The 12,149-nt window shown below is 69.5% G+C and carries 10 protein-coding genes and 1 tRNA gene; 6 read left to right on the top strand and 5 right to left on the bottom strand.

Annotated elements, in window-relative coordinates; translation table 11 throughout:
* Nucleotides 1–118: 118 nt before the first annotated feature.
* Together ACQPZZ_RS38885 and ACQPZZ_RS38880 are read right to left on the bottom strand one after the other, a co-directional pair.
* Nucleotides 119–1,429, bottom strand: coding sequence for a hypothetical protein (locus ACQPZZ_RS38885; RefSeq protein WP_432927410.1), 1,311 nt, complete (start codon nucleotides 1,427–1,429; stop codon nucleotides 119–121).
* 416 nt (nucleotides 1,430–1,845) lie between these two features.
* Nucleotides 1,846–2,784 (bottom strand): TolB family protein, encoded by a 939-nt coding sequence (locus ACQPZZ_RS38880; protein ID WP_432927408.1) that lies wholly within the window; start codon nucleotides 2,782–2,784, stop codon nucleotides 1,846–1,848.
* Between the two features lie 183 nt (nucleotides 2,785–2,967).
* On the opposite strand from ACQPZZ_RS38880, the gene ACQPZZ_RS38875 reads away from it, so the two are divergent.
* Together ACQPZZ_RS38875 and ACQPZZ_RS38870 are read left to right on the top strand one after the other, a co-directional pair.
* Nucleotides 2,968–4,116, top strand: coding sequence for a hypothetical protein (locus tag ACQPZZ_RS38875; protein WP_432927406.1), 1,149 nt, complete (start codon nucleotides 2,968–2,970; stop codon nucleotides 4,114–4,116).
* Nucleotides 4,117–4,260: 144 nt separating this feature from the next.
* Nucleotides 4,261–4,617, top strand: a complete 357-nt coding sequence (locus tag ACQPZZ_RS38870; RefSeq protein ID WP_432927404.1) for a DUF2637 domain-containing protein — start codon at nucleotides 4,261–4,263, stop codon at nucleotides 4,615–4,617.
* Nucleotides 4,618–4,644: 27 nt separating this feature from the next.
* On the opposite strand, the gene ACQPZZ_RS38865 is transcribed toward ACQPZZ_RS38870, so the two are convergent.
* Nucleotides 4,645–5,631, bottom strand: coding sequence for an NAD-dependent epimerase/dehydratase family protein (locus ACQPZZ_RS38865; protein ID WP_432927402.1), 987 nt, complete (start codon nucleotides 5,629–5,631; stop codon nucleotides 4,645–4,647).
* A gap of 171 nt (nucleotides 5,632–5,802) precedes the next feature.
* On the opposite strand from ACQPZZ_RS38865, the gene ACQPZZ_RS38860 reads away from it, so the two are divergent.
* Entirely contained in the window at nucleotides 5,803–6,255 is a 453-nt protein-coding gene (locus ACQPZZ_RS38860; RefSeq protein ID WP_432927400.1) for a MarR family winged helix-turn-helix transcriptional regulator, read from the top strand.
* Nucleotides 6,256–6,767: 512 nt separating this feature from the next.
* On the opposite strand, the gene ACQPZZ_RS38855 is transcribed toward ACQPZZ_RS38860, so the two are convergent.
* Nucleotides 6,768–6,853: transfer RNA gene (locus ACQPZZ_RS38855), tRNA-Leu, on the bottom strand.
* A 211-nt stretch (nucleotides 6,854–7,064) separates the two neighbouring features.
* Here ACQPZZ_RS38855 and ACQPZZ_RS38850 point away from each other — a divergent pair.
* The 3 genes from ACQPZZ_RS38850 (at nucleotide 7,065) to ACQPZZ_RS38840 (ending at nucleotide 11,416) form a co-directional block, all read left to right on the top strand.
* Nucleotides 7,065–8,360: a M20/M25/M40 family metallo-hydrolase gene (locus tag ACQPZZ_RS38850; RefSeq protein WP_432927398.1), complete on the top strand. Its 1,296-nt coding sequence runs from the start codon at nucleotides 7,065–7,067 to the stop codon at nucleotides 8,358–8,360.
* A 109-nt stretch (nucleotides 8,361–8,469) separates the two neighbouring features.
* Nucleotides 8,470–9,096 (top strand): hypothetical protein, encoded by a 627-nt coding sequence (locus ACQPZZ_RS38845; RefSeq protein ID WP_432927396.1) that lies wholly within the window; start codon nucleotides 8,470–8,472, stop codon nucleotides 9,094–9,096.
* Nucleotides 9,097–9,301: 205 nt separating this feature from the next.
* On the top strand, nucleotides 9,302–11,416 hold the full coding sequence (locus ACQPZZ_RS38840; RefSeq protein ID WP_432927394.1) for a chaplin family protein: 2,115 nt from the start codon (nucleotides 9,302–9,304) through the stop codon (nucleotides 11,414–11,416).
* 361 nt (nucleotides 11,417–11,777) lie between these two features.
* Here ACQPZZ_RS38840 and ACQPZZ_RS38835 read toward each other — a convergent pair whose 3' ends face one another.
* Nucleotides 11,778–11,969, bottom strand: coding sequence for a DUF5703 family protein (locus ACQPZZ_RS38835; RefSeq protein WP_211592314.1), 192 nt, complete (start codon nucleotides 11,967–11,969; stop codon nucleotides 11,778–11,780).
* Between the last annotated feature and the right edge of the window lie 180 nt (nucleotides 11,970–12,149).

Raw genomic sequence — 12,149 nt, 5'->3', positions numbered from 1 at the left:
GCCGAGGTGGTGGGGTTGCTCGAAGATCGCGCCGTGGGCGGCAGCCCGACTCGGCACCAACTCGGTGGGCAGGTGGCCGGCGGTGGCCCAGCCGTGTCGGGTTGCGCGCGGCGCCCGGTCAGGCAGTGACCGCAGGGAACACCACGAGCGATCCGTCCCTGCTTCGTTCGATTTCGATCGCGACGTCAGCCTGGTGGGTTCCCACGTTGAGGCCATCGCCCAGGGCGCGAAGGCGATATACGGCTTTGAGCAGGTCGTCGACCTCGCGCTGCGTGAACATGATGCTTAGGAAACCGCCATCACGCTTCAATTCGAGAGTCGACAGTCGAAGAAGGAGGGAGTTGATGCCTGATTCCAACTCGTCGACGCGACGCTCGTCGTCGTGCAACGATGCGGCAAAGCTCTTGAACGGATTGTCCGTGCCCGCCAGTTGCGCGTGTTCAACCGCCTGAAGCACGAGCACTCGGCGTTTGAGGGCGATGGCGAGTCGTGCCAGCTCCACGTGCGCCCGGAATGCTCCGCCTTCCTCGTTGACGCCCGGGAATGATTTCGTCAACACATCAAGCTCGACAGGACCGTCGGGCAGCTTGGCCAGCGCATCTTGCCACTTCATGAGCCGACGCTTGGCCCGTTCGATCGCCGTGCTGATCGCGTACGACGAGGTGTCCAGCCCTAGCGACAGGCCGATTCTGCCCTGGTCGAGGAGAATCGACGTCGCCTTGTCGATCGCGTCACGACAACCGTCCAGCTCGCTGCGTTCGTTCTCGAGGTTGTCTTCGTGTAACTGCTCCAGGAGGTCGGTGATCCGCTCGATCGCTTCCTGCCGCTGGTGATCGGCGTAGGCGCTGACGCCGACCGCGACGGCCATCAGCACGAGTGGCGCGGCCACGGTAAACGCTCCGGCGGTGGCCGCAGCCACACCGGCCGTGCCGGCCGAGCCGGTCGCGGCACCCGCAACAGCGGCCTTACCAGCAACGGGAACAAATCTCGCCTGATTCGTGATGCGGCCGGCGGAGTTGACCAGCGCGCTGTGAACACCTCCGGCAGATGCCTTCATGGGCTGGACGAGCCCCTTACCGACCTGTGCGGCTACCTTGGCCGGCACCACCATCCGGTAGAGCACCTCACCGGTAGTGGCGACGTTCAGCGTCGGAGGCGCTGACTTCGCTGTCTGAGCCACGAGGTGCGACAACTGCTGAGCGAGAGGACTGGCTGCATGGAGCGAAATTCCGCCGTTCCGATCGCGCCTGGTCGACATCGGATGCGCTTCCAACGTGGCGATGGGGGAATCCGCAAGCGTTGCCAGGACTGTTCGCAGTTCTGCGAGCCGGGCCGGTGTCATGCCCTCATCGCCCAGCACGTCCGGCACGCTCAAGGCCTCTGTAGCGAGTGTCCATACTGGCAGGGATACCTCATCACCAGTGGTCACGCCTCGTCCCCTCTCCGAACTGAAACACACCATAGCCTTTCAGTCGTAGGCGTGGATGGCTCAGCAATTGACCGAGCGCCGTGAAGCTGTCCGCTCTCCCGGTATTGCTAGCTGAATGTCCTGGTCATTCTTTGATGCGGCGTGTCGAGCCGCGGCGTTGCCATCGCTCAGGCCTTCGCCCGTAGCCCCCGCTGGGGCCGCCTGGTCAAGAAGGCCGGCCTCGCCGACGTGCTCAACCTGCCGAGCTTCCACGTCGGCGGAGTCAGGCTCTACAACGCCCTCACTCTGGTCGTACGCGACGAGCGGATCGAGCATGTCTTCTACCATGTCTTCCCGCCCGACCAGCACTCTCGGCCGGTGCTTCGCCGGCTGAACGACACTCGCCGACCCGCTCGTTCCCGGGGCAGGCGGCAGGGTCATCTCACGATCTGGAGCAGGGCCTGGTTGCGCGCCTTGGCCGGCTCGGCGAGCCGCTGCAGTTCCCGGCCGGCCGAGTCGAGCACGACCAGGGTGTTGTGCGTGCGGCCGCGGACGCGGACTACCAGACGGCCGTCGGGGAGGTAGAACGCGCCCATCTTCGTCCCCTTGACCGGGATGGGAACCCGCCTGCCCGTGGCGGTGTCGACGATCGTCGGGGTGGACCCGATCGGCCAGACGTAGTCGCCTTCCGGGTCATTCACCGAAAACGTGTGTACGACGACCTTCCTGGCGTCCGGCGACAGGCTGTGCACGTGGTTCGCGTACCTGATGCCCTTGACCCGGACCGACCGCCCGGTCTTGACATCGAAAATGAAGACGCCGTCGCCGGCCGCCCCCGCGAGGTGGCGCCCGTCGGCGGACCAGGCGAGGTGGCAGGCGCCAAGCGGTGCGCCGGCCTTGCGTACGCCCGTGCCGTCCGCGTTCATGACCATGAGAGGTGTCCCGGTCTCGGCGTTGACGTGCTTGCCGAAGAAGGCGACCCGGGCGGAGTCCGGGGACCAGACCGGGGTGAAGCAGGGGAAGTTGGCTGCGACTCCCTCGGCCACGACCTTTGACGCGCTCCCGTCGCCGATATGGAGCCTGCCCTTCGGCAGGCGGTCCAGGGTGACCCAGGCGAGCTTCGTGCCGTCGGGCGAGGCGGCGACCTGGAAGGTGAGATCCGGCGCGCTGCCGAGCTTGATGAACCCCTTGCCCGGTTCGTAGCGGCTGATCGGATAGCCCTTGCCGTAGCTCAGGTAGACGGCGACACCCGCGAGCGGCTTCGGCGCCGCGCTCACGGACCTGGTGGCCGTCGTGGTGCCGGCGGCGGCCGCGGAGGGGAGGACGGCGAGGCCGGCGATCGCGGTGACGGCCAGACCGAGTGCGGTGCGCTTCATGGCGAACTCCTGGGTGCGCTGCTTCCCGGCGTGATCGGCGCCGGGCTTGATCGCGCCCAGTGAAAGGCCGACCGCTTGCATGTCCCTGAATTCGTGAGATCGGCGGTAACCGCCGATCAAGGGGACTGCAAGGGGTTCGTCTCAGACTGCGTCTGTCCCACCGCAGACGAAAGGACCCCTGCCATGGACATCCCTCGCGCCTCGGCCCGCGTCACGCTCGCCGTCGCCATCTCGGTCGTGACCGTCCCGGTGGCCGGCTTGACGATCGGGGCCGGCACCGCGCAGGCGGCCCCAGCGCAGTGGCGGGTCGTCAAGGGCGCGACCCTCGGGCCGAACGGCAGTGCCCTGATCGACGTGACGGCGACCGGCCCGCGGGACGCCTGGGCCGTCGGGTACGGCTGCGGGCGGGAGAAGGCCGAGAGCTGCCCCGCCATCGCACGGTGGAACGGCACCCAGTGGAAGAGCGCGACCATGCCCGCCTACCGGCTGCCGGCGGGGTACGACTCGGATCTGAACCATTTCACCGCCGTCAGCGCGGCTTCCGCCCACGACGTCTGGGCGGTCGGCAATGGACTGAACGTACGGGTCGGGCACTGGAACGGCAGGAGCTGGAGCATGTACCGGCCGTTCGGAAAGGACGGGAGTAAGAGCCTGTCCGACGTCGGGATCGGCCGGGGGCGGGTGTGGTTCACCGGAAGTCTCAACGAGATCGGTGACCGTGCGGTCGTCCTGAGCTGGAGCGGCAGCGCCGGATTCACCAGGGAGTACACCCACGAGGGCTCGCTCGCCGCGCTGTCGGCCCGTCCCGGTACGGGTGAGATCTGGGCGGTGGGCTCGCAGAAGACCGGGCCGCTGGTCGTGCGGGGGACCGAGCGGGGCGGCCGGGTCCGCTGGGAGGAGAGCCGGACCCCGGCGATTCCCGAGGGGCAGCTCAACCAGGTGCGGGCGATCGGCGCCAACGACGTCTGGGCGGTCGGTCAGATCGGCAACCCCTACGACTGGAGTGACTTCAAGCCGCTCGTGCTGCACTTCGACGGCAAGTCGTGGAGCCAGGTGCCCCTTCCGGTGGCGAAGGGCCGCATCACCGGCCTCACCGCCGACGCCTCCGGAAACATCTGGATGAGCGGCGTCGACCCCTCCCACCCGAAGCAGGTCCTCTTCATGCGGTATGTGCAGGGCGCCTGGACCACGTCGTACGGCCCCAAGCTGGGGCTTCCGGTGCGGCACGCGACGATCAGCGGGATCCCGGGTTCGAGCGGCATGTGGGCGGTCGGCCGAATAGCGGGCGACAGCGAGGACTCGGAGAAGGACTTCATCCTCCGGTACGGCTGAGCCGCCCCGCGGGTCCCGATCAAGGCCGGTGAATCTCCTGCGGTCGATCCCCCGAAAGGATGTCGAGAATCGGGCGGCGTGCCTCCCTCCATCGGACCCGGAGCGCCTCACTGCCGCGGAGCAGGTGGCTCTCTGTGTCGCGCGATGGGTCTCCGCATCCGGCGTACGACGATCGCGGGTGTCGCGCTACTGGCGCTGATCGCGGCGGTCGTGTCGTTCAGGCACATGCACGAGCTCTGCCTGCGGCACGGTGAGGATCGCTTGGCGGCGGTGCTCATCCCGCTCGCCGTCGACGGCACCATCGTCGTCGCTTCGATGTCGATCCTCCTGGCCGACCGGTACGGCTCCCGCGGCCTTCTGGCCTGGAGTCTGCTCGTGGTCGGGAGCCTCGCCAGCCTCGGCGCGAACGGTCGCCGTCGCCGAGCCCAGCCTGATCGGCCGCATCATCGCCGCCTTGCCTTCGCTGGCCTTGATCGGGAGCTACGAGCTCCACCACGGTGAAGGCGGGGAGACCGCGAGGTCGTCACCTCACGAGAAGCGCATCTCCGCCAGGCCCTTCTCCAGCGTCACGTCAGGCGAGTAGCCCAGCTCCTTCCTCGCGGTGGTGATGTCGTAGGAACGGTCACGCCCGGTGAAGCTCACGAGCCAGTTCGTCAGCGGCGGCGCCGACTTCCGGCGAAGCAGGCGTGCCGTGCGGTCCATCATCGCCGCCAAGGGCGCCGCCATCGCCAGGGGGACGCTGCGGCTCTTGGACAGATCCACGCCGCGGGTCGCCAGCAGGGGAGTGAGGAAGTCCCGGATGGGCATCGGCGTGCCGTCCGTCACGTAGTAGACCCCCTTGTGGCGGCCCCGCGTGAGCGCGAGGATCGCGGCACCGGCCAGGTTCTCGACGTGCACGAAGTCGACGATGTGCTTGCCGTTGTCGATCCAGGCGAACCGTTCGGCCTCGGCGACCTCGACCATCTCGTTGATCGTCGTCATGCCGCGGCCCCAGATGAACGGCGGGCGCAGCACCACCAGCTCGGTTTTCCCGCTGCGGGCGTTCAGGAGTGCGCGCTCGGTGGCCAGCTTGACGCGGCTGTAGGCGATGTTCGGCCGGCCTTCCGGTGTCGACTCGTCGACGACGGGGCGGCGTTGGCTGCCCGTGGAGACGGACGCGGCGCTGATGAGCACGAAGCGTCGCACCCCGGCCGCGACGCTCGCGGCGTGCAGGGCGACCGTCGGCACGTGATTGGCCTGTTCGAAGAGCGAGTCGGGCCCCCAGAACTCCATCTGGGCCGCGACGTGCACGACCGCGTCGACCTCGCGCAGCTTGGCGAGCCACGTCGGCGCGGGGGAGCCGGCCCGGCTGAGCTCGGCGAGATCGCCGGGGACGGGATCGGCTCCGGCGGCGCGTACCCGCTGGATGCTCGAGCCCGATCTGGCCAGTGCCATGACCTCATGTCCTTCGGCGACGAGGCGATGGACGAGGGTTCCGCCGACGAATCCGCTGCCGCCGGTGATGAAGATCTTCATTCTTCGACTCCTGGTGATTGAGAACGCGCTCTTCGTGCAAGCCCGGGTTCCGCTGTCGCTCGGCACGCAACCGGCCGCTCCGCGTAGATACATTGACGCCAAATGGTTTGATATCAATGCATTGACGTCAATGTAACCTTGTACGATGGGTGCGTCAAGTGGGAGGTGGGCATGCCACACGCGAACCAGGGCCTGACCGCGGCACAGGTCGCCGACGAGTTCAGCCGTACGGCGAAGGTTCTCGTACGTCACTTCAACGAGCGTCTGGGCGAGCACGGGGTGTCGACGCCGCGGTCCCGATTAGTGGTGGAGGTGGCGCGTTCGCAGCCTGTCCGGCTGACCGAACTCGCTCTCGCGGTCGGCATCGCCCAGGGGACCGCCTCCACCCTGGTCGACGCGCTCGTCCGCGACGGCCTGCTCGAACGCCAGGCCAGTGCGGGCGACCGCCGGTCCGTACTCCTCCGAGTAACGGAGCAGGGGGCCGCCCTGGCCCAGGACTGGACGACCAGCTATGAACTGGCGGCCCAAGAGCTGTTCAGACCCCTCACTCCCGAGCAACTGTCGACGCTGGTCGACATCCTGCGGATTCTCGGCGCGGATGAGGCGCCGGCCGCCGGCGACTGAAGAAGGCCGGCACATTGATTGCCGGAGCGTCGCCCGCCACTGATGACCTGCGATCGGGAACCCGCAGGTTGTCCACGGCCTCCCTTGAAGCGGACGCGGGTCGCGAAGGACTGTTCGCCGCAGGGTCGGCCTGATCGGGAAACGGGGCGGCAGGATCCGGGACGGGACGTCGGCGTCGAGTTGCCGGACTTCCCGGCCGAGCTGTCGCCGGAGGTGGGATGGGCGCTGCTTCGGCTCGTGCTGGAGATGAGCCGCCCGCCGTGCGACGACCCTATGCCGCTCCGGTCGTCCGGAGGATCTTCCGCTGCACCTTCCCGCGCGAGTACGCGATCGGCAACAAGCTGGAACACCTCCGCAACGTCTACCCGCGCGAGGACAGAGCCATCAGCGAGGCCCCGGTCGATCTCAAGACGCCGGTCCACCGGCGCCTCGGTCTGCGGCTGACCTATCACCCCGGAAAAGCGAAAGTGAGGGCCGAGATGATTCTCAGCCCTCACATGATGAGAGGTTTGTGTCCGAGGGGGGACTTGAACCCCCATGCCCATCACTGGGCACTAGCACCTCAAGCTAGCGCGTCTGCCTATTCCGCCACCCGGACGTGGTGCCTCACGCAGGATCGTCATCCCGCGTCGGCGGATACAGGTTAGCACTCTCTCCGCTTTGCTTCATACCGGGAACCGGCCGGGCACGGATCGGCGGAACCCGGGGGTGAACGTCACGCCTGTACGGCGGCAGGATGGAGGCGCGAGCCGTACGACGTGAAAGGCGGGCCGGGCTCTAGGACGGGCCCGCCGGCAGGAGGAGGCGCAATGACCCCACGCTACGGGGAGGACGAGGTCGCCGAGCTGTGCCGCGACCTGATCCGCATCGACTCGGTCAACGCGGGGGACAACGCGGGGCCCGGGGAACGCGAGGCCGCGGAGTACGTGGCCGGAAAGCTGTCGGAGGTCGGCCTGGAGCCGCGAATCCTCGAGTCCGACCCCGGCCGGGCGAACGTGGTCGCCCGGGTCGAGGGCACCGACCCGAGCAGGGACGCCCTGGTCCTCCACGGCCATCTGGACGTCGTGCCGTTCGACGCCGCCGACTGGACCCACCACCCGCTGAGCGGCGAGATCGCCGACGACTGCGTCTGGGGCCGAGGGGCGGTCGACATGAAGGACATGGACGCGATGATCCTCGCCGTCGTGCGGCGGCGGCTGAGCGAGGGGCGCAGGCCGCCCAGGGACGTCGTCCTCGTCTTCACCGCCGACGAGGAGGCCGGGGGGCACTACGGCGCCCAGTGGCTGGCCGAGCGGCATCCCGAGGTCTTCGAGGGCTGCACCGAGGCCATCGGCGAGGTCGGCGGCTTCAGCGTGACCACCGACAAGGGCCGGCTGTACCTGATCGAGGCCGCGGAGAAGGGCATCGCCTGGATGCGCCTGACCGCCAAGGGCAGAGCCGGCCACGGGTCGATGCTCAACGACGACAACGCCGTGACCGAGCTGGCCGAGGCGGTCGGCCGGCTCGGGCGCCACAAGTGGCCGGTGCGGCTCACGCCCACCGTGCAGGCGTTCTTCGAGGAGGTCTTCGGCACGGAGGTCAAGGCGGAGGACGCGGAGGCGGCGGTGGCCACCCTCGGGCCGCTCGCCCGGATGATCGGCGCCACTCTCCGCAACACGACCAACCCGACCATGCTCCAGGCCGGTTACAAGGCGAACGTCATCCCCCAGGTGGCGACCGCGCACGTGGACGGCAGGTTCCTTCCCGGCTACGAGGACGAGTTCTTCCAGACCGTCGACGAGCTGCTCGGGCCGAACGTGAGCCGGGAGTTCGTCTATCACGACGTGGCGGTCGAGACTCCCTTCAAGGGCTCGCTGGTCAAGGCGATGGCGGACGCCCTGCACGAGGAGGACCCGGGCTCGCGGGCCGTGCCGTACACGCTCAGCGGCGGCACCGACCTCAAGGCGTTCAGCCGTCTCGGCATCAGCGGATACGGCTTCGCGCCGCTGCGGCTTCCCGAAGGTTTGGACTTCTCCGGGATGTTCCATGGCATCGACGAGCGAGTTCCGGTTGATTCGCTCCGGTTTGGCGTCCGGGTCCTTGACCGTTTCCTCGAATACTGCTGAGAAAGCCCTTGCGATCACCTTCCGTGCCGCTACAGTGACTGTCCGTTGGGGTTGGTTCCGCACCGGGTGAACCCAGCGGACGGTGGATCCAGCGGTTTGGGGAGGTCGCGTGACGCGCACGTCGCAGGAGCAGTGGAGGGCCGACAGGCCCTCCGCCGTTCACGGCGTGCGCGTCGCGTCTCCCGGCACCGCGGAGCGGGGCCGGATGGCGCGGTTCGCGGTCGGCTCCCGTCCGGTTCGCCTGCTGGTCATCGGCGGGCTGATCGCCGCCGGATGGCTGCTCGGTGTGGTCTTCGGAGTCTTCGGCGCGGCGTCGTCCGCGGCCGGGGCCGCACCCTCACATGACGTCGCCGGGTCGGTTCTCCTCGACCGTCTCACCGGTCCGGACCTCGGTCTGCCGCCCCTGCCGGGCGAGGCCGAGCCCCATGGGGAGAGTGCCGACGGTTTCCCCACGGCGACGAACGACGTCTCGGTGAACGCCGAGGCGATGGCGGGGCGCACGGTCGACGGGCTCACCAGCCAGTCGAAGCCGCTGCTCCCGCCGCCCTCCACTGCGGACCACGCGCCCGCGAACCAGGGCCTGATCCCGCAGTCGAGTGGTGGAAACCCCCTGTTCGGGGAAATCGCGCGGGTTGTGTACCAACCGCGCTTCACCACGCTGCCCGCCCCACTGGCGGCGGTTGTTCCCCCGGTGGTCCGCACAGCGGCGGACGACCCGTCTTTCTCTCCCGACTGATCCCGCCTTTCGCGCCGGTTCCCGTCGTACGGCGACCGGTGCCACCGCCTGCCCTCGCTCGTGGTGCCCGAGCGGCAGGCTCCCGCGGGTGACGCGGAATCTTCCATCCTCGTGACCGTCCAGGGCTCCGCTGTGCTCGAAAAGCCTGGACCTGTGTCGCGAGCTGTCAGGTAACCCCCTAGAAGAACCACTAGGAGCATTCATCATGCGAACGTGGGCGAAGGGCTCGGCCTCCGCGGCATTTCTGGCCGCCGGCGTCATGGCTCTTGGCAACGGTGCGGCTTTCGCCGACACCGACGGCAGCCATTCGGTGCTCGGCGGCAACCAGGTCGACATCCCGGTGACCCTGCCGATCGACATCAGCGGCAACGCGGTGGCGGTCGCCGGCGACTCCCGGGCCTCCTCCCTGGGCGGCGCGGCCGTGCAGGGCGCGGGCGTGGACGCCGGGCAGAACAAGACCTCCGGCGCGGGCAGCATCCTCGGCGGCAACCAGGTGGTCGCCCCGATCAACGCCCCGATCAACGCCTGCGGCAACGCGGTGTCGGTCATCGGCCGGTCCGACGCGAGCTGCCGGGGCGGCGCGGAGGTCAAGGGCTCGGGACGGCGCCAAGGCGCGGGCGGCAACCGCACCAGCGGCGTGCACAGCATCGGGGGCGGCAACCAGGTGGTCGCACCGATCACCGCACCGATCAACCTGTGCGGCAACTCGATCGCCGTGTTCGGCGACGCCACCGCGGGGTGCCGTGGCGGTGCCTTCGTCGGCGGCGGTCGTGACGGCGTCCGTGCGGGCGGCAACCGTACCAGCGGCCGCTCCTCGATCCTGGGCGGCAACCAGGTGGTCGCCCCGATCAACGCCCCGATCAACGTCTGCGGAAACTCCGTCGCGGTCGTCGGCAAGGCGTTCTCGGGCTGCCACGGCGGTTCGTCCGTGGGCGGCTCCGGAGGCCACGGCGGCCACGGCGGCCATGGAGGCCACGGCCACGGGGGTCATGGAGGCCACGGCGGGTACGGCGGCCACCACGGAGGCGGCAACTGGCACCGTCCCGGCTCGAGCGGCCACGACAACGACGGCCGCTACTCGGTGGGCAGCGGCACCCAGGTGGTGACGCCGATCGTCACGCCGGCCGACGTGTGCGGCAACGGCTCGGGCAGCTGCACGGGCGGGTCCACGCCCGGTCACGGCGGTCACGGTGGCTGGGGCCACGGCGGTCACGGTGGTTACGGTCACGGCGGTCACGGGCACGGCGGCTGGTCCGGTGGCGGCGCGGGGGGCAACCGCACCAGCGGGGTGCACAGCGTCGGCGGCGGCAACCAGGTGGTCGCGCCGATCACCGTGCCGATCAACGTGTGCGGCAACGCCATCGCGGTCGTGGGTCACGCCTTCGCGGGCTGCCGCGGCGGTGCGACCGTGATCGGCGGCTGGAGCAGGCACGGTGGCGGCTGGGGCGCCGGTGGGAACGTCACGTCGGGCCGCGGCTCGATCCTGGGCGGCAACCAGGTGGTCGCCCCGATCACGGCGCCGATCAACGTCTGCGGCAACGCGGTGAGCGTCATCGGCCGGTCCCACGCGGGCTGCCGCGGCGGCGCCTCGGTCCTCGGCGGCGGTGTCGGCGCGGGCGGCAACATCACCTCGGGCAAGCACGGCATCCTCGCGGGCAACCAGATCGTCGCGCCCATCACGGCGCCGATCAACGTCTGCGGCAACTCGGTAGCCGTGCTCGGCGACGCCGCCGCGGGGTGCCTGGGCGGCGCCCAGGTGGGCGGCTGGAAGCGCCACGGCTACTGGGCGCACGCGGAGCACAAGGCCGCTCGTGGCGGGGTCATGCCCGCGATGCCGGGCGCGTCGGTGCTTTCCGGCAAGCAGACGGTGCAGCCGATGAGCGCCGCCGCCGCTCCCTCCGCTCCGGTCGTCGGCGACCTGCCGAACATGCTCGGTCTGCCGGAGACGCCGAGCCTGCCCGGCACCCCCGCGGCGAAGGGCACAAAGGGCGGCAGCACCCCCGCCGCCGTCTCCAAGGCGACCGGCACCGTCGACGACGCCACCCGCACGCTGCCTGCCAAGCAGACGCTGGAGGACGCGACCTCCTCGCTGCCCGTCGCCGGCACGGCGCGCGACCTCCCGGCCGGCGACCTCGGCAAGACCACCGACGTGCTGCCGCTGGGCAAGCTGAGCGGCCTCAAGCTGATGAGCGCCGAGCAGCCCGTCGGCCTGACCGGGATGAACCCGGCCTCGTTCCTCGCTCTGGCCCTCGGCGCCATGTTCGCCGCTTCGGCGAGCCTGTTCGCCGTCACCCGCCGCTTCCGGTTCGGCCGCAAGTAGCCGTACGGCCGCGTGTGACGGCACGGGAACGCCTCCGGCGGCGACGGCCGTACGGAGGTGACCCGGCGGCGCGCGGCTGACGGAGGCGAGGGATATCACTCGCCCGCGCGAGGGAGTGTCTGCGACACGACCCAGGGCCTGCGGCGGCGATCCGGCCGTTCGCGGTGTCGCCCGGCGCGGGCGACCAGAACGCCCCCCCACCGCCAGTGGAGGGAGGCACGAATGCTTTGCCCGTTCCGGGGGCGCGGCCCGGGGCGGGCAAAGCCCTTTTGCCCGGTAGTGTTACGAGCGACGCTCGGAACGCCGACGGCATCGGGGACGGGCAAAGCCCTTTTGACCGTGGCGCCCGCGTCCCGGTGGCTCACATGGTCCGGGCGGCCCGTATGATCTTCCGACGCAGCCGGACGCGCCTGCTGCCGTCGGGATAAAGGCGTAGCCGCTCCAGTTCCCAGTCTCCGTGCTCAGCATGCTCCGTGAGCATCTGCCTCGCCACCTCTCGTGGGGTGTCACGAGGGAGATACAGGTCCAGGTAGGAGTAGTCGAGCACAGCCATTGGTCTCCAGGGCGTGCTAGGGAACTCGTTGGGCTCTATTCTGCGTCTCCGTGGATAACAGCGCCAGGCGGGTTACATTCCCGGACATAACCGGGTAGCCCGAGGGGGAGGAACGTCCGGCGGCAGGTACCTTCAAAGCGGCGCCTCGTCGGCGCCCGAAGGGGGTAACGGCCCCCGGCC

Source organism: Microbispora sp. CA-135349 (assembly GCF_050947365.1).
GTDB lineage: Bacteria > Actinomycetota > Actinomycetes > Streptosporangiales > Streptosporangiaceae > Microbispora.
Note: the sequence above shows the minus strand (reverse complement) of the source record. Positions and strands in the feature narration are given on the sequence as shown.